At 39.7% G+C, this 18689-nt stretch carries 14 protein-coding genes; 13 read left to right on the top strand and 1 reads right to left on the bottom strand.

Annotated features, from left to right (window positions below; genetic code table 11):
* Positions 1 to 44: 44 nt before the first annotated feature.
* The 9 genes from trmFO (at position 45) to ACYSNO_RS02315 (ending at position 9964) form a co-directional block, all read left to right on the top strand.
* Complete coding sequence (trmFO, locus tag ACYSNO_RS02355; protein ID WP_461729451.1) at positions 45 to 1349, top strand: FADH(2)-oxidizing methylenetetrahydrofolate--tRNA-(uracil(54)-C(5))-methyltransferase TrmFO; 1305 nt, start codon at positions 45 to 47, stop codon at positions 1347 to 1349.
* A gap of 131 nt (positions 1350 to 1480) precedes the next feature.
* Positions 1481 to 1897, top strand: coding sequence for a hypothetical protein (locus ACYSNO_RS02350; protein WP_461729450.1), 417 nt, complete (start codon positions 1481 to 1483; stop codon positions 1895 to 1897).
* Positions 1898 to 1913: 16 nt separating this feature from the next.
* Positions 1914 to 3332 carry a flotillin family protein gene (locus ACYSNO_RS02345; RefSeq protein WP_461729449.1) on the top strand — a complete coding sequence of 473 codons (1419 nt, stop codon included), beginning with the start codon at positions 1914 to 1916 and terminating at the stop codon, positions 3330 to 3332.
* 446 nt (positions 3333 to 3778) lie between these two features.
* Positions 3779 to 5023, top strand: coding sequence for an MFS transporter (locus tag ACYSNO_RS02340; protein WP_461729448.1), 1245 nt, complete (start codon positions 3779 to 3781; stop codon positions 5021 to 5023).
* Between the two features lie 357 nt (positions 5024 to 5380).
* Positions 5381 to 6283: a tyrosine recombinase XerC gene (gene xerC / locus ACYSNO_RS02335; RefSeq protein ID WP_461729447.1), complete on the top strand. Its 903-nt coding sequence runs from the start codon at positions 5381 to 5383 to the stop codon at positions 6281 to 6283.
* Between the two features lie 33 nt (positions 6284 to 6316).
* Positions 6317 to 6862, top strand: coding sequence for an ATP-dependent protease subunit HslV (hslV, locus tag ACYSNO_RS02330; RefSeq protein ID WP_461729446.1), 546 nt, complete (start codon positions 6317 to 6319; stop codon positions 6860 to 6862).
* Positions 6863 to 6865: 3 nt separating this feature from the next.
* On the top strand, positions 6866 to 8263 hold the full coding sequence (hslU, locus tag ACYSNO_RS02325; protein WP_461729445.1) for an ATP-dependent protease ATPase subunit HslU: 1398 nt from the start codon (positions 6866 to 6868) through the stop codon (positions 8261 to 8263).
* An 18-nt stretch (positions 8264 to 8281) separates the two neighbouring features.
* Positions 8282 to 9067: a GTP-sensing pleiotropic transcriptional regulator CodY gene (gene codY, locus ACYSNO_RS02320; protein WP_461729444.1), complete on the top strand. Its 786-nt coding sequence runs from the start codon at positions 8282 to 8284 to the stop codon at positions 9065 to 9067.
* Between the two features lie 21 nt (positions 9068 to 9088).
* The gene (locus tag ACYSNO_RS02315) at positions 9089 to 9964 is read left to right on the top strand and encodes an aldose 1-epimerase family protein (protein WP_461729443.1); all 876 of its coding nucleotides are present in this window, start codon (positions 9089 to 9091) and stop codon (positions 9962 to 9964) included.
* Between the two features lie 45 nt (positions 9965 to 10009).
* On the opposite strand, the gene plsY is transcribed toward ACYSNO_RS02315, so the two are convergent.
* Positions 10010 to 10639 (bottom strand): glycerol-3-phosphate 1-O-acyltransferase PlsY, encoded by a 630-nt coding sequence (gene plsY / locus ACYSNO_RS02310; RefSeq protein WP_461729442.1) that lies wholly within the window; start codon positions 10637 to 10639, stop codon positions 10010 to 10012.
* A 180-nt stretch (positions 10640 to 10819) separates the two neighbouring features.
* Here plsY and parE point away from each other — a divergent pair, with 180 nt between their 5' ends.
* The 4 genes from parE (at position 10820) to pflA (ending at position 18681) form a co-directional block, all read left to right on the top strand.
* Positions 10820 to 12817, top strand: coding sequence for a DNA topoisomerase IV subunit B (parE, locus tag ACYSNO_RS02305; RefSeq protein ID WP_461729711.1), 1998 nt, complete (start codon positions 10820 to 10822; stop codon positions 12815 to 12817).
* Between the two features lie 12 nt (positions 12818 to 12829).
* The gene (parC, locus tag ACYSNO_RS02300) at positions 12830 to 15286 is read left to right on the top strand and encodes a DNA topoisomerase IV subunit A (protein WP_461729441.1); all 2457 of its coding nucleotides are present in this window, start codon (positions 12830 to 12832) and stop codon (positions 15284 to 15286) included.
* A 278-nt stretch (positions 15287 to 15564) separates the two neighbouring features.
* Entirely contained in the window at positions 15565 to 17847 is a 2283-nt protein-coding gene (gene pflB, locus ACYSNO_RS02295; protein WP_461729440.1) for a formate C-acetyltransferase, read from the top strand.
* A gap of 66 nt (positions 17848 to 17913) precedes the next feature.
* Complete coding sequence (gene pflA / locus ACYSNO_RS02290; protein WP_461729439.1) at positions 17914 to 18681, top strand: pyruvate formate-lyase-activating protein; 768 nt, start codon at positions 17914 to 17916, stop codon at positions 18679 to 18681.
* Positions 18682 to 18689 lie beyond the last annotated feature (8 nt).

Raw genomic sequence — 18689 nt, 5'->3', positions numbered from 1 at the left:
AATCCTCGGATTCCCTTTCCTTTTTTGAAACAGAGGAGAATAATATGACACATGTAAACGTGATTGGTGCTGGATTAGCAGGAAGTGAAGCAGCTTGGCAAATTGCCCAAGCAGGGATTGAAGTCCATCTTTATGAAATGCGTCCGACGAAGATGACAGAAGCGCATCATACAGACAACTTTGCGGAATTGGTTTGTTCCAATTCTTTACGTGGCAATAGTTTAGCAAATGCGGTGGGAGTCTTAAAAGAAGAAATGCGCCGTTTGAATTCGGTTGTAATCACTTCAGCAGATGAAACAGCTGTTCCAGCAGGAGGGGCCTTAGCAGTTGACCGTCATGCCTTTTCTGAACTCATCACTAAGCGAGTAAAGGAACACCCTTTAGTGACTGTTTTTAGTGAAGAAGTAACAGAAATTCCTACAGGTGTCACAATCGTTGCCACAGGTCCATTAACGTCCGAACCCTTAGCAGAAGCGATCAAAGCTTTCAATGGCTCCGATGGTTTTTACTTTTATGATGCGGCAGCTCCGATTATTGATAAATCAACCATCGATATGGATAAGGTCTACTTGAAGTCACGTTACGATAAAGGTGAGGCGGCCTACTTAAACTGTCCCATGAATAAAGAAGAATTTGAGGCATTTCGTGAAGCCTTGTTAAGTGCTGAAGTCGCACCATTAAAAGAATTTGAACAAGAAAAATTCTTTGAAGGATGCATGCCAATTGAAGTCATGGCAAGTCGTGGTCCAAAAACCATGCTCTTTGGTCCGATGAAACCGGTGGGACTAGAAGATCCAAAAACGGGGAAGAGACCCTATGCGGTAATTCAACTTCGTCAAGACAATGCCGTGGCAACGCTTTATAACATTGTTGGCTTCCAAACACACTTAAAATGGGGCGAGCAAAAACGTGTGTTCCAAATGATTCCTGGTTTGGAGAATGCAGAAATCGTTCGTTATGGTGTGATGCACCGCAATAGCTTTATGAACTCACCAGAGTTATTAGAGCAAACGTATCAATCCAAGAAACGGGCAGATTTATTTTTTGCGGGTCAAATGACAGGCGTGGAAGGATATGTTGAAAGTGCTGCGAGTGGCTTATTAGCTGGTAAAAATGCCGTACGCTTGATTAAAGGCGAAGCGCCAGTTATTTTACCAAGAGAGACTGCAATGGGAAGTTTGGCTTATTACATCACTCATGCATCAGGTAAGAATTTTCAACCGATGAATGTCAATTTTGGCTTGTTCCCAGAAATGCCTGAACGAATTAAAGATAAAAAGACACGCTATGAAGCGATTGCCAATCGCGCTTTAAATGCTTTAGAAGTAGCAAAAGAACAAGGACTATAAAAAGAATTACAAAAGAACATCTCTAGGCTGAGAAGATTGTCAGACTAGAGATGTATCTTTTTGTTTTCGCTTGTTTCTCCTCCTTTCTTGCGTTATGCTTGCTTTATAGTAGAGGAAGGAGATGAGTAGCGATGTTTAGCGAAGCGTTGAAAGAAATGGGGCAGCTGCTGTTTGAACAAGCTTTGTGGTTACGAGTCGTTTTTTTGATAGGCGGCCTTGTTGTGCTCTTATTTTTACTCTACCTCCTACTAAGTTTTCTTTTTTTTCCTGTAATGTATCTTTTTAATCGACTGACGGATAAAAATCAAAGCAACACACTTTCTCGTGAGGAACTCTTATTGGGTGAACTCACAGAAAAAATTCAAGGAGCTTCGATTGGCGAAGTGATGGCGGTCGATCATGCAACCGCTCGTTCGACCTACCCCGCCAAGTTGTATCGAGAAGAAGAACAAAAAGAAAACCGAGTGCTTCGAAAAGGCAGCAAAGTGTTAATTGTTGGGTTTGATGACCAAGGAGTTGCGTTGGTTGTTGAAAGAAATCGTATTTAGGAAGGGATGAAAGCAGATGTTTTTAATTTTTGATCTTTTTGGTAGTATTATTTTTTGGGCGATTCTTGCAGTAATAATTGTTTTAATTTTTCTTATGGCGCGTTATCGAATCGGAAAACCAGACGAAGCATTAATTGTGACCGGTTCATTTTTAGGTAAAGAAGGGATTAAAATTTTGAAGAACAGTGGGACGTTTGTTATTCCAATTGTTCAAAAGTCACATAAGTTAAGTTTATTGACGCATAAACTTGAAATTGGGACACCCGAAGTTTACACGGAACAAGGGGTTCCAATCTTAGCAAGTGCAACGGTTTTAGTAAAAGTTGGTAACAGTGTCGAGTCGATAAAAACAGCAGCGGAACAATATTTGGGTAAATCTACTTCAGAACTTGAAGATGAGGCGCGTGAAGTATTAGAAGGTCATTTACGAGCAATCTTAGGAACGATGACGGTCGAAGCGATTTACAAAAATCGAGATGATTTTGCTGAACAAGTGCAAAAGGTAGCTTCCACCGACTTAAGTAAAATGGGACTTGAAATTGTTTCGTTTACGATTAAAGACGTGACCGATCCAAATGGCTATTTAGATGCGCTAGGACGCCCGCAAATTGCAGAAGTAAAGAAAAATGCGGAAGTTGCTGAATCTAATGCTTTAAGAGAAACAAGGATTAAACAAGCATCAAACGAACAACTCGCTCAACAAGAAGAGATTCGTCGTCGGACGGAAATTGCGGAAGCCAATAAAGAAATGGCTTTAAAACAAGCGCAATACAAACAAGAACAAGAAGTTGCAGTGGCAAAAGCAGAACAAATTGCCACGGGCGAACAGATGAAAGTTCAATTAATTGAACAAGAAAAAAATATTGAAATCCAGGCCAAACAAGCCGAGTTAGCCGAAAAAGAATTAACTGCGACCTTAAGAAAACGAGCGGAAGCAGATAAATATGTAATTGAACAAAATGCATTAGCTGACAAGGCGCGGGAAATTGCGCGTGCCGAAGCAGAAGCAGAGACCGTTCGCTTAGCAACGCAAGCAGAGGCAGAGCGGATTGAAAAAATTGGTTTAGCTGAAGCTGAAAAAATCGAAAAAATTGGTTTCGCCCAAGCGGAAGCGCAGGAAAAAATGGCGGTGGCATTACAAAAACTCAATGAAGCCGGAATTTTAATTGAATTTATTAAAGTACTACCAGCGATTGCAAAAGAAGTCAATGCGCCAATTAGCAACATTGACAAAGTCGTAAGTTTTGGTGGCGCCAACGACGTTCATCAAATGGGAGAAGCAGGCTTAGCGCGCACCTTTGATACAATTAAAGAAACGACGGGCTTAGATTTGGTGACGCTGATTAATGAGTCGATGGCTCTAAAACAAGGGAATAAGGAACTTGTTGCGGCTGTTGAAGGGAAAAACGAACAACCAAAAACAAGTGTTGAGTAAAAAAACGAGAAACGTAACATTAGTTGCGTTTCTTTTTTTTGAATTTCCTCGCTTAAATTCAAAAATAAATGAAAAAAACATAATTTTGTTGCTTCGAAAAGGAAATCCCTCCTATTTGAACGTGTATCTTGTGAAGGAAAAGTATAAGATTGAGCAATAAAAACGAACGATTCCGTAATGGACAAATTTTAAAAACAGTTATTTTGGTATAGGCGTAAGCTCTTGCCGCGATTGAAGAAAAACGCATCACCTTTTTTTAAAAAGGAGAAAAAAGATTGTCAAAGTTTGTGAAAAAGTATTGAAAAATCATTGTGCAAATGGTATAAAAGGCAGTGTTCCTTTGTATGGAAACGACAATGAAACGGTTTCAGGTATCGTTTACAATGAATGAGATGAAACATTTGAGAAGAAAATCTCACAAATTTTTGATAAATGGAGGAAGTTACATGGAAGCATCAGTGAACAAAAAAGGATTTGAATATTGGAAGAAAATCGTTATCTTACTTTGTGCAGGTTGGGTTGCGATTTGGATCTACCGTTCGGCACTCTCGCCTGTCTATCCGCAAATTAGAGCATCTTTAGGTGGGGGTGTCACCGATACAGCACTTGGACTAATTTCAAGTTTTTATTTTACCGGTTATGTCGCAATGCAAATTCCAGCAGGTTACCTTGTGGATAAAATTGGGAAGAAAAAAGTTTTAATTCCTGGCTTTGCCCTATTTGGGATTGCAGCCTTTTTAATCTCACAAGCGAATTCAGTTGGCGTGATTTATGCAGGAAGTTTACTTGCAGGGTTGGGGTGTGGCTCTTTTTATGGCTCAGCTTATAGTCTAACTTCTCAATACATTCCTAAGGCAAAAAGAAGTTTTTCAACAGCCATCGTTAATAGTGGTTCTGCAGTAGGATCAGGTTTAGGTTTGATTTTATCAAGCTTCTTAGTCGCTCAACGAGGATTCCCTTGGCAAACAATGATGTACATCTCAGTTGCTTTGATTGTTATGATGTTAATTGCTTTTCAACTGATTATTAAAGAAGAGATGCCACCTGTTGATGTTGTCGAAACGCCAAAAGAAGAAAAAACAACGACTCAAGCACCCTCATCTGTCTCTGTTAGCAAATTGTTTGCTCCGAAAATGTTATTTGCCTATATTCTATACTTTGCAACTTGTTATGCTTACTATATGACAGTGACTTGGTTACCAAACTTTTTAGGAACGGAACGTGGTTTTGAAGGTGCGGCAATTGGATTTTCCGCGTCACTTGTTTCCTTTGCAGCGATTCCAGGTGCGTTGGCATTTAGTCGTTTAGCAGATAAATTTATGCATCATAAAGTTCGTTTTATTGTCATTTTAGAATTTTTAGCAGCCATTATGTTGTTATTAACCGTTCAAGCGACTAATGCAACCTTTTTATTAATTGCGTTAGTGATGTATGGTTTTCTAGGCAAACTAGCAGTGGAACCGATTATTATTTCTTGGTTAGGTGATAACGCACCAAAGGTTGGAATTGGTACGACATTAGGGGTCTTTAACTTCTTTGGCATGATGTCATCGATTGTGGCACCGGCATTAACTGGTAGCATTTCAGATGTCACTGGTTCAAAAGTAATGGGCTTTTACATTGCAATTATCTTATTAGTTGTCGGTACGACTTTATTTATGTTAGCGAATTTAAAGAAAAAGGCTGCGTAAGTTATAGCAAAAGGTTGTTTGAAAAACAGTTAGAAAGAGCTTTGTTCATCATTTTTTAGAAGCGAAAAAAGAGATCGGGAGAAACCCCATCTTTTTTTTCGCTTCTTTTTTGAATTTCAAGAAATAGTCTCAAATCCTTCTTTTTTATTTGGTATCATGAAATTTCATTTCTTTATGATAGCAAATAGAAAAACAAGGTCTTTTTTCGCTGGCTGAGCAGTTGACGAAACCTCGAATATTAAAGCTTTATTAAGAGATTGTCGCACTATTGTTAATAATAGAAACAATTCTGACAATTCCAATTGTCTTTTTTGAATACCTATGCTAATCTTAAAAATATTAGGATGGAGGGGTCTGATGGAACGAGAAAACTGGCTCTATGAATTTGTTCGCTATTTGTCGATTGAACGTGGCTACTCCGTTCAAACCCAGAATGCCTATGAAAAGGATATCCTTGATTTTATTCAATTTTTGGAAGATTCAGGCGACAGTGCCTACCTAAGGATTGATTATCGAGATGTTCGTATCTATTTGAGCTTTCTAATGAATGAAAAGCAATATAGCCGTAACACAACCAACCGAAAAATTGCAAGTTTGCGTTCTTTTTATCAATATTTATTACGACAAGAAATCATTGCTGAAAATCCTTTTAGCTATGTGCATTTAAAGAAACAAAATCAACGACTGCCTCATTTTTTTTATGAACAAGAAATAGCACAACTATTTGCTAGTATTCAGGGAACGAACCCCTTAGAACAACGGAATCGTGCGTTGTTAGAAGTCTTGTATGGTTCTGGCTTAAGGGTAAGTGAGTGTAGTGATCTTGCTCTTGAACAAATTGATTGGGAATTTTCAGTATTAAGAGTGGTTGGTAAGGGGAACAAAGAGCGCTTTGTGCCTTTTAATGAATCGACGGGTGTGGCCTTAAACCAATACATAAATGAAGGACGGCAAGAATTAATTGCTAAAAAAGCGGAAGCGCCTTCTTTTGTCTTTGTGAATCACCGGGGAGGGCAACTAACACCTAAAGGGATTCGCTACATTTTAAACCAAATCATCAAAAAAGGAAGTTTGGATCTTGAAATCCATCCACATAAATTAAGACACACCTTTGCGACTCATTTACTAAATCATGGGGCAGATATGCGAACGGTGCAAGAACTATTAGGACATGAGAATTTATCGACAACTCAAATCTATACCCATGTAACGAAAGAAAGTTTACAAAAAAATTATCGTCAATTCCATCCTCGCGCGTAGGGCGCCTAGGGAAAAGACGTAGGAGGAATAAGAATGAAATCACCTTTTCACTCAACTACCATCTGTGCAATTGAAAAAGATGGGAAATTTGCCATGGCAGGTGACGGCCAAGTAACGATGGGCGAACAAATCGTAATGAAAGGGACTGCGAAAAAAGTCCGTCGTATTTATCACGATCAGGTCGTGGTTGGTTTTGCCGGAAGTGTGGCAGATGCCTTTACTTTAGAAGGAAAATTTGAAGAAAAACTAAATGAATACAATGGAAATTTACAACGGGCGGCTGTTGAATTGGCGCAAGAATGGCGGACGGAAAGAGCGATGCAAAAGCTAGAAGCCATGCTGATTGTAATGAACGAGAAGGAAATGCTACTTGTTTCAGGAACAGGTGAAGTGATTGCCCCAGACGATGGAATCTTAGCGATTGGTTCAGGTGGAAATTATGCCCTCGCAGCTGCTCGAGCAATGAAACAATATGGTGGGGCGAATTTATCTGCGAAAGAAATTGCCAAGAATGCCTTAACAGTCGCCGCAGACATATGTGTCTTTACGAACCATAATATTATCGTGGAGGAATGTTAGAAGATGATGAACCAAGAAATCTCACCAAAAGAAATTGTCACGGAATTGGATCGCTATATTGTTGGCCAAAACCAGGCGAAAAAATCAGTCGCGGTTGCGTTACGAAATCGTTACCGTCGCCTGCAACTGGATGAAGAAATGCAGCAAGAAGTCACACCTAAAAATATTTTAATGATTGGACCAACAGGAGTCGGAAAAACAGAAATTGCCCGTCGGTTAGCCAAAATTGTTCATGCGCCTTTTGTGAAAGTGGAGGCAACAAAGTTTACAGAAGTCGGTTATGTTGGTCGTGATGTCGAATCAATGGTTCGCGATTTGGTTGAAAATGCCATTCAAATCGTTCGTAAAGAACAATATGCTCGGGTTCGATTGCAAGCAGAAAAAAAAGCCAATCGTCGCCTAGCAAAAATTTTGGTACCGGGAATGAAAAAAGAGCAAAAAAAATCAATCAATCCGTATGATCAAATGATGGCAATGTTTAATCAAATGCAACAACCGGAGGAAGTCAAAGAGGAATTGACGGATGAGATTCGGAGTAACCGTCAATCGATTTATGAACAATTAGAACGTGGTGCCTTAGATCAGCGAGAAATAACGATTGAAATTGACGAACCAAAAGTGAACATGCCTTCAATGAATCAAGGTTTAGAACAAATGGGTATTGATTTAAATGAAACACTTGGGGCCTTAAAGCCAAAGAAGAAAATTGAACGAACCGTTTCTGTTAAAGAAGCAAGAGAATTGTTATTGCAAGAGGAATCGTCAAAATTGGTTAATGATGCGGATATCCATAGTGAGGCCTTGCGTTTGGCCGAATCAAGTGGAATCATTTTTATTGATGAAATTGATAAAGTGACTTCTAAAGGTCAACAATCTGGCGAGGTTTCACGTGAAGGGGTGCAGCGTGATATCTTACCTGTTGTTGAAGGTTCACAAGTTCACACGAAATATGGTGTGTTACAAACCGACCACATCTTGTTTATTGCTTCTGGTGCTTTTCATTTATCGAAACCAAGTGATTTAATTCCTGAGTTACAAGGACGTTTTCCAATTCGTGTGGAGCTTGACGATTTAACGACGGAAGACTTTGTTAAAATCTTAAAAGAACCAAATAACGCCTTAATTAAGCAGTACGTTGCACTCTTAGGAACGGAAGGAGTCAAAGTAATTTTCACGCTTGAAGCCATTGAACGCTTAGCAGAAATGGCCTTCCAGGTCAATCGAGATACGGATAATATTGGGGCAAGACGCTTGCATACCATTTTAGAAAAGTTGTTAGAAGACTTACTATTTGAAGCTTCAGACATTCAAATGGGAGAAATAACCATTACCGAAGCCTATGTGAATGAGAAGTTGGCATCTATAACCGAAAATGAAGATTTAAGTCGTTACATACTTTAAGTGAGTGGGGGAGTAAAGATGAGTACACTTTTAGCTAAGACGAGACAGATGAACGAGTTGTTGCAACAAAAAAATACTTTTAATTCAGCAACCGATTTGCCTTACGATCAGATGGCGATTGTGTTAGGGGATATCTTAAACAGTAATGCCTATATTATTAGTCAAGAAGGGGCTTTGTTGGGTTTTAATGAAAAACATGATGTGAATAATGATCGTGTGAAAAATATGTTTATTGAAAAACAATTTCCAAAAAGCTATACTGATATGGCTGACCGATTAGCCAAGACGGAGGCAAATATTCCAATTAGTAGCGACTTAACGGCTTTTCCAATCGAATCACGAGAACTTTATCCGGATGGTGTAACCACAGTCGTACCAATCTATGGCGCAGGTTCGCGCCTAGGCACCATTATTCTTTCAAGAATGGACCAGTTTTTTGATGATGACGCACTAGTATTAGCTGAATATAGTGCAACAGTCGTTGGAATGCAAATCTTATATCAGCAATCACGCAGTATAGAAGAAGACGTTCGCAGTGCAACGGCGGTTCAAATGGCCATCAGTACGCTTTCTTATAGCGAACTCATTGCAGTTCAGGCGATTTTTAAAGCTTTACCAGGCGATGAAGGTCGCTTGACGGCATCAAATATTGCAGATGAAATTGGAATTACACGTTCGGTCATCGTGAACGCTTTACGAAAATTAGAATCGGCAGGGATTATTGAGTCCCGTTCATTAGGTATGAAGGGGACTTACTTGAAGGTACTAAACCAGCGTTTTAAAGCAGAATTAAATAAAGGGTAAACGAAGTCAGGGGGATTTTGTATGAAAATTACAATTGAAACAGCTTATTTACAAGCAACAATCGATTCAAAAGGAGCCGAGTTGCAAAGTTTATTTAGTAAAGAACATGAAATTGAATATTTATGGCAAGGAGATCCACAACATTGGGGGCGCCGCTCACCAGTCTTATTTCCGATTGTTGGGGCCTTGAAAGACGACCAGTACACTTATCAGGGTAAGGTCTATCCAATGAGTCAACATGGTTTTGCACGTGACATGGAATTTGAGGTTTTTGAACAAGCCTCCGATGCAGTCACTTTTGTTTTGAAAAGTAATGAGGAAACAAGAAACGTTTATCCTTTTGACTTTCAATTATTTCTTTCATACCAACTTGGTGGTGACGGCTTAACCGTTGCTTACAAAGTTCAAAATGAATCGAAAGAAACAATGTACTTTTCAATCGGCGGGCACCCAGCTTTTAATGTGCCCTTGGTTGACCATTTAACTTTTGAAGATTATTATTTGAAATCATCCCCGATGAAGTCTAGGATTACAATCCCATTAAAAGGACGATTCATTGACCTTGAGCATCGGACGCTCGGACAAACGAATGCAGCCATCGCTTTCACTCGTGAATTGTTTGCCCATGATGCGTTGATATTTGAAACGAAAGGGTTGAATTCCTTTTCTATTTGTAGCGATCGCTCTCCGCATAAAGTGACACTTTCATATAACCACCTGCCCTTTGTAGGTATTTGGTCACCAGCGGCAACGGAAGCGCCATTTGTCTGTATTGAACCTTGGGCCGGCATTGCAGACACAACGGATGCGACAGGGGACTTAACCGAGAAGTATGGCATAGAAACACTGGCATCAAAAGAGACGTTTTTTGCAAAATATGCCATAACAGTGAAATAAAAAAACGTTAAGTGATCGGCTGTTAACAATCGATCACTTAACGTTTTATTTTTTTGGATGGCGTCCAAAAGGCACCTTATTTTCCGTTCCGTCTTTTATGCGTTGAATGTTGTCTTTGTGACGATAGAAAATAAAAGTCGTCACACAAATAGCGATGATTGTTAACAACCAATCCTGGTGCGGTAAAATTGCAGGAGCCACGTAGGGCAACACAATGGTCGATAAAGTAATGAGAACTGCCGCAATCATACTAGATAGGCTGACCATGCTAGTCAAATAGAGCAAAATAACAAACAAGATGACCGAGTAAAAAAAGAAAATAGGGTTATAGCCTAAGAGCATTCCCGCGCTGGTTGCGACTGCTTTTCCTCCTTTAAAACGAGAGAAGATGGAGAAGGTATGACCTAAGATGGCCATACAACCAAACCATAAAGGATTGACGTCGTTGATGTGAAATAAGAGAGGTAAAGTCGTTGCCAACGTTCCTTTGAGAATATCCATCAATAAAACAACAATGCCCGCTTTAGTTCCAAGCACGCGGAAGGTATTCGTTGTTCCTGTGTTTCCGCTGCCGAATTGTCGAATATCCTTTTTAAAAAAGAGTTGACCGATCCAGACGCCGGAAGAAATGGAACCTAGTAAATAAGCAATAAATAATAAAAGAATCGTTTTCATAATGACTCACTTTCTAAAAAAATCTAGTATTATCTTAGCATGAAAATGAGGTTTCAACAATCTATTTTATCGCTGTCGGAAAAATCATGCGAGAAAAAAACAGGATTTTTTTGCGATAAGTCCCTCTTATGATGTATAATGATTCGAGTGATTTTGATAAACAAAGGAGCGTTTGCTTTGATAAAAAAGAAAACAACAGAATATAATGATGCCTCCATCCAAGTGTTAGAAGGATTGGAAGCTGTTCGTAAAAGACCAGGGATGTACATCGGCTCGACGGATAGTCGTGGACTTCATCACCTCGTCTATGAGATTGTTGATAATGCAGTCGATGAAGCACTCTCTGGTTATGGGAATCAAATTGATGTCGTTTTGTACCCTGATAATAGTATTAGCGTGGAAGATTGTGGTCGGGGCATGCCAATTGGGATGCATGCGTCAGGAGTTTCGACCGTTGAAGTCATCTTCACGGTTTTGCATGCTGGCGGGAAATTTGGTCAAGGTGGCTATAAAACTTCCGGTGGGTTGCATGGAGTTGGAGCGAGTGTCGTCAACGCCTTATCAAGTTGGTTAGAAGTATCCATTTACCGTGATGGTTTGGAATACCGCCAAGTTTTTAAAAATGGTGGAAAAGCACAGGGAACGTTGAAAAAAATTGGAAAGACTAAAAAAGCAAATGGAACAAAAGTCCATTTTTTACCTGACGAGACGATTTTTTCAGCGAAGAAGTTTTCGTATGACACGCTAGCAGAACGCTTAAGAGAGTCTGCCTTTTTATTAAGGGGGATTGAGATTGCCATTACCGACTTACGAGAAGAGCCAGAAGTTTCAGAAGTTTTTTCTTATGAAGATGGCATTGAAGCTTTCGTCGCGTATTTAAATGAAGAAAAAGATGCCTTGACGCCAATTGCTTATTTTTCTGGTGAACGCGAGGGCATTGAAGTCGAGGTTGCTTTCCAATATAACGATGGTTTTTCAGAGAACTTGCTCTCGTTTGTCAATAACGTGCGTACGCGCGATGGCGGAACCCACGAAGTCGGAATGAAAACGGCGCTAACCAAAGCCTTTAATGAATATGCACGGAAGGTCAACTTGTTAAAGGAAAAGGACAAAAACCTTGAAGGTAGCGATTTTCGTGAAGGGTTAGCAACCGTGCTTTCGATTCGGGTGCCGGAAAATTTATTGCAATTTGAAGGGCAAACGAAAGAGAAGCTAGGTACACCGATTGCACGATCAGTTGTGGAGCAAATCATAAATGAACAATTAGGTTATTATCTGCAAGAAAACAGTGAAATCAGCCAAATGTTAATTCGTAAAGCTTTAAAGGCACGCGAAGCTCGGGAAGCCGCGCGTCGTGCACGGGAAGAAAGTCGAAATGGCAAGAAACGAAAACGAGGGGAATCTTTACTTTCCGGCAAGTTAACACCGGCTCAGTCGCGTAATCCTAAGCGTAACGAATTGTATTTAGTCGAAGGAGACTCTGCGGGAGGATCTGCCAAACAAGGGCGTGATCGAAAATTCCAAGCGATTTTACCCTTACGAGGGAAAGTAATTAATACAGAAAAAGCGAAAATGCAAGATATTTTAAAAAATGAAGAAATCAATACCATGATTTATACAATCGGTGCGGGTGTCGGGCCGGAATTTTCACTAGAAGATTGCAACTACGATAAGATTATTATTATGACCGATGCGGACACGGATGGCGCACATATTCAAGTCTTGCTATTAACTTTTTTCTATCGCTATATGAAGCCGTTAATTGAAGCAGGCAAAGTTTATATTGCTTTGCCACCCTTATACAAGGTTTCGAAGGGAAGTGGGAAAAAAGAAATCATTGAATATGCTTGGACTGAAGAAGAATTACGTGAGAAAATCACAAAAGTTGGGCGTGGTTATATGATTCAACGCTATAAAGGGTTGGGTGAAATGAATGCCGATCAACTTTGGGAGACAACGATGGACCCAGAAACGCGCACATTGATTCGTGTTTGGATTGACGATGCTGCACAAGCAGAACGTCGGGTGACCACGCTCATGGGAGACAAAGTCGAGCCTCGAAGAAAATGGATTGAAAATAATGTCCAGTTTACTTTGGCAGAAGAAACGAGTATTTTAGACAAGTCCAATGACACGCGTGAGGAAGAACAAGTAGAAAGAGATTTATTTAAGAAGTAGGGGGATCACTGAATGACGGAACAACAAAATATTCAAGAGTTAACGTTAGAAGAAGTGATGGGTGATCGCTTTGGGCGCTATTCAAAATATATTATTCAAGAACGGGCATTACCTGATATTCGCGATGGGCTAAAACCTGTTCAACGACGAATTTTGTATTCCATGCATAAAGATGGCAATACGTTTGAAAAATCATTTCGAAAATCAGCCAAGTCAGTCGGAAATATTATGGGGAATTACCATCCGCATGGGGATAGCAGTATCTATGATGCGATGGTGCGGATGAGTCAGGACTGGAAATTACGAGAAGTATTGATTGAAATGCATGGAAATAACGGAAGCATGGATGGAGATCCGCCTGCTGCAATGCGTTATACGGAAGCGCGATTATCGAAACTGAGTGGCGAACTTTTAAAAGATATTGATAAAGAAACGGTTGCCTTTGTCTGGAACTTTGATGACACTGAAAAAGAACCGACCGTGCTACCTGCCCAATACCCGAATTTATTGGTGAATGGTTCAACAGGAATTTCAGCCGGGTATGCAACAGAAATTCCGAGCCATAATTTAGGTGAAGTGATTGATGGCACCATTTATTTAATTGATCATCCGAATGCCAGTCTGGAGAAATTAATGACTTTCATTCCTGGACCAGATTTTCCAACGGGTGGTATTTTACAAGGGAAAGCTGAGATTAAAAAGGCTTATGAAACAGGGAAGGGTCGTGTGATCCTACGCTCGAAAACAAAAATAGAGCCGATTAAAGGTGGCCGACAACAGATTGTCATTAATGAAATTCCTTATGAAGTGAATAAGGCTAATTTAGTGAAAAAAATGGATGAAATCCGTATGAATAAAAAAATTGATGGCATCAGCGAAGTTCGTGACGAAAGTGACCGAACAGGGTTACAAATCGTTGTAGAACTAAGAAAAGAAGCGAATGCAGAAGGAATTTTAAATTACTTATTTAAAAATACGGATCTTCAAGTAAACTATAACTTTAATATGGTGGCGATTGACCATATGCATCCAAAACAAGTTGGATTAAAGCGTATCTTAGAAAGCTATATTACGCATCGCCGCGAAGTAGTGTTACAACGTACGCATTTTGATTTAGAAAAAGCACGTAAAAGACAACACATTGTTGATGGTTTAATGAAGGCTTTATCTATTTTAGATGAGGTGATTGCAACAATTCGTAGTAGTAAAGATAAGAAGAATGCGAAAGAGCAGTTAGTTCTTCAACACCAATTTACAGAAGAGCAGTCGGAAGCCATTGTGATGTTACAGTTGTATCGCTTAACGAACACGGATATTACACAATTACGAGCAGAAGCGCAAGAATTAGCGAATCAAGTTGAAGCGCTAAGTAAAATCATTGCCGAAGAGTCTGAATTATTACGGGTGATAAAAAAAGAGCTTAGAGAAATAAAGAAACAATATGACACGCCTCGTTTAACAGAAATTGAAGCGAAAATTGAAGAACTTGTAATTGAAACCGAAGTATTAGTAATTCCCGAGGAAGTCGTTGTTACTGTAACAAAAGAAGGGTATTTAAAACGCAGTAGTCTACGTTCTTATCAAGCTTCGAAGCCAGAAGAAATTGGCATCAAAGAAGGAGATCAGCTGCTTTATACAAAGCAACTGAATACGCTCGAACATTTACTAATTATTACCAATCGAGGAAATGTCATCTACCGTCCTGTACATGAGCTAACAGAGGTTCGTTGGAAAGAACTCGGCGAGCATCTGTCTCAGACTATTTCCAGCTACTTACCGGAAGAGTCGATTATTGGCGTCTTTGATTATAAAGAGATGGCGCTTGAAAAGAACTTTGTCTTCGTTAGTCGAGAAGGTTGGATCAAACAAACTAAAATGAATGAATTTGCGCCATGGCGCACCTATAAGACGCGTCCGCAAATTGGGATGACGTTGAAAACAAAGACCGATGAAGTCATTGACGTTTATTTAGTTGACGCACAAAATCAATCACTGGATATCTTTCTCGCGACGCATAGGGCTTATGGTTTGCGCTATGCATTAGAAGAAGTCGCAGTCGTAGGGCCACGAGCAGCTGGAGTACGTGCGATGAATCTTAAAGAAGCAGACTTTGTAGTTGGTTCATTGGTGGTTTATACTGATGGAGATCAGCCAGTGGTGATTGTTAGTCAAAGAGGAGCTGTAAAACGGATGCTGGCACAAGAACTGCCACAAGCAAGTCGTGCACAACGCGGACAGATGATTCTTCGAGAATTAAAGAGTCACCCACACCGTATCGTCTTTATGGGAGATGGTGAGGTTCAAGAATATACGTTGCAAAATGAAAAAGGTGAACAAGTAGTCATTGCCACAAAAGATTATCCGATTGCCGATCGCACATCCAATGGCAGCTTTGTGATGGATGAGAAAAAAGGCGGCAAGGTTTACCAAGTGACGCGTGCTTTTTCTGCAGAAATCGCAAACGAATAACTGTTACACTTTGGAATCAAAACAGAGACAACTGTACCATGACAGTTGTCTCTGTTTTTTTCGTTTGTTCACTACTGATTTTTCCAGAAATGTTAAATTGAGTAAAATAATCACAAGGTATAAATACCTATATATCAACGTTTCATACAATATAACGAAAGATAACGATTTTTATGTTCATTGTTTTTTATGATTAGGCTTGCAAAGAAGTGGAATTGTGTTATACTATTCACGTAGAGCTGTTACACTAAAGAACAGAAAATAAGGAGGACGAAATAATGTCATCTGTAGTAAAAAACAATGTTGAACAATTTAACACCGCTTGGGAAGGGTTTACTGGCGGACGCTGGGAATCAGAAGTTGATACTCGAGGATTTATTCAAGCAAACTACACGGAATATCGTGGAGACGATAGCTTTTTAGAAGGTATCGCACCAAGTACAGACCAATTGTGGACGAAGTTACAGGAACTATTTGACGTACAACATGAGAAAAATGGTGTGTATGACATGGATAACAATATCCCTGCAACCTTAACTTCTCACGGCCCTGGTTATTTAATTAAAGAAGCAGAAAAAATTGTTGGTTTACAAACGGATGTGCCTTTAAAACAAGCATTCCAACCATTTGGTGGAATCAATATGGCGAACGGTGCATTGGTATCAAACGGTTATGAAGTCGACGAAGAAATGACAAAAATTTTCACGGAATATCGTAAAACACATAACCAAGGTGTTTTTGATGCTTATACGCCAGAAATGCGTTTGGCGCGTAAAAACAAAATTATTACGGGGTTACCTGATGCTTATGGACGTGGACGCATTATCGGTGATTACCGTCGCGTGGCTTTATACGGCATTGATTTCTTGATGGAACAAAAGAAAAAAGATCATGACAACACAGGAAACAAAGTGATGACAGACGACGTCATTCGTTTACGTGAAGAAATCTCTGAACAATACCGTGCATTAAACGATTTAAAAGCAATGGCGGCTTCTTATGGTTTTGATATTTCAGGTCCAGCAACCAACGCACAAGAAGCGGTTCAATGGTTATACTTTGGTTACTTAGGTGCTATCAAAGCTCAAAATGGTGCGGCGATGTCAATCGGTCGTATTTCAGCCTTTTTAGACATTTATATTCAACGTGATCTTGAAAATGGTACAATCACAGAATTTGAAGCACAAGAATTAATTGACCACTTAATTATGAAATTACGAATGGTTAAATTTGCACGTACGCCAGAATACAATCAACTCTTCTCTGGTTATCCGATTTGGGCAACCTTATCTATTGCAGGGATGGGATTAGATGGACGCTCATTAGTAACTAAGAATGATTTCCGTATTTTACATACATTAACCAATATGGGACCATCACCAGAGCCAAACTTAACCGTTTTATATTCTTCGCATTTACCAGAAGGATTCAGAACATTCTCAGCAAAAATCGCAAAAGAAAGTTCTTCTATCCAATTTGAAAATGATGATTTACTACGTGCGAACTGGGGATCTGATGACTGTGCCATCGCATGTTGTGTGTCTGCAACAGTTACTGGGAAAGATATGCAGTTCTTCGGTGCTCGTGCAAACCTTGCAAAAGCTGTTTTATATGCCATCAACGGTGGTGTGGATGAGAAAACAAAAATGCAAGTCGCGCCTAAATTCCGTCCAATGACAGAAGAGACCTTAGATTACGGTGAATTTATGGAACACTTCAAAGAAATCATGGATTGGTTAGCTGAATTATATGTAAACACATTAAATGTGATTCACTATATGCATGATAAATATGCTTACGAAGCTGCCCAATTAGCATTAATGGATAGTGATTTACAACGTACTTTTGCAACAGGTATCGCAGGGATCTCACATGCTGCTGATAGTGTCATGGCAATTAAACATGGGAATGTCAAAGTGATTCGTGACGAAGAAGGCATGGCAATTGACTACATTCCGCAAAATGAATTCCCGACTTACGGTAATGATAATGCCGAAGCAGACGCAATGGCTAACTGGATCTTAGATTACTTCATGACGCAAATTAAACGTCAACATACTTACCGTAATTCTCGTCCGACAACGTCACTATTAACCATTACTTCAAACGTAGTTTATGGGAAAGCGACTGGTAACACACCAGATGGACGTCGTGCAGGTAAGCCATTAGCTCCAGGAGCGAACCCAAGTTACCAAGATGGGAAATACTTAGGTGAGAAAAATGGTTTATTGGCTTCCTTAAACTCAACAGCTCGTTTAGAATATGCACATGCATTAGATGGTATTTCAAACACGCAAACAATTAATCCGAATGGTCTAGGTAAAGACGAAGAAACACGAATCAACAACTTACGTAACGTGATGGATGGTTACTTCAACAACGGTGGCTACCACTTAAACGTGAACGTCTTTACGAATGAATTATTACTAGATGCACAAAAACACCCTGAAAAATACCCGAACTTAACGATTCGTGTATCAGGTTATGCTGTGAAATTCCGTGATTTAACTGCTGAGCAACAAGCAGACGTGATTGCAAGAACTTCACACGATAAGTTATAATCGTATTTAACGAAGGGTGACAGCCTTGGCTGCTCACCCTTTTTTTAAAGAGAGAGAGGGATTCGTATGGCAACTCCGATTACAGGGAGTATTCATTCAACAGAAAGTTTTGGTACCGTTGATGGACCGGGTGTTCGTTTTATCGTTTTTACCCAAGGTTGTCGCATGCGCTGCCAATTTTGTCACAATCCAGATACTTGGAAAATAAATGATCCAAAAGCATCGATTCGAACAGCGGATGATGTCTTGGAAGAAGCATTGAAATATCGTCCGTATTGGGGAGCGGACGGTGGGATTACTGTAAGTGGTGGAGAACCCCTATTGCAAATCGAATTTTTAATTGATTTATTTAAAAAAGCGAAGGCTTTAGGGATTCATACGACGATTGACACTTGCGGAAAACCGTTTACAAGAGAGGAACCATTCTTTTCTCAGTTTACCGAATTGATGTCTTATACCGATTTATTTTTATTTGACATTAAACACATTGATAACGATGGGCATCGGGAACTAACGACACAGACGAATGAAAACATTTTAGAAATGGCAAAATATTTATCTGAAATCAACCAACCGGTTTGGATTCGTCACGTTTTGGTTCCGACCAAAACGGATTATGATGAGTATTTGATTCGTCTAGACGCATTTATCAAAACATTAAATAACGTCGACAAAGTGGAAGTACTACCTTATCATACGATGGGACGTTATAAATGGGCGGAACTAGGCTTGAAGTACCCGCTTGAAGGAATTGAGCCGCCAACGAACCCGCGAGTTGAAAATGCGAAAAAATTATTGAATGTCGATCATTATACAGGTTATTTAACTCGATGATCTCCAAA

It is taken from the genome of Enterococcus sp. LJL98, assembly GCF_054871745.1.
The sequence above is the reverse complement of the archived record's forward strand: the minus strand, read 5'-3'. Positions and strand labels throughout refer to the sequence as shown.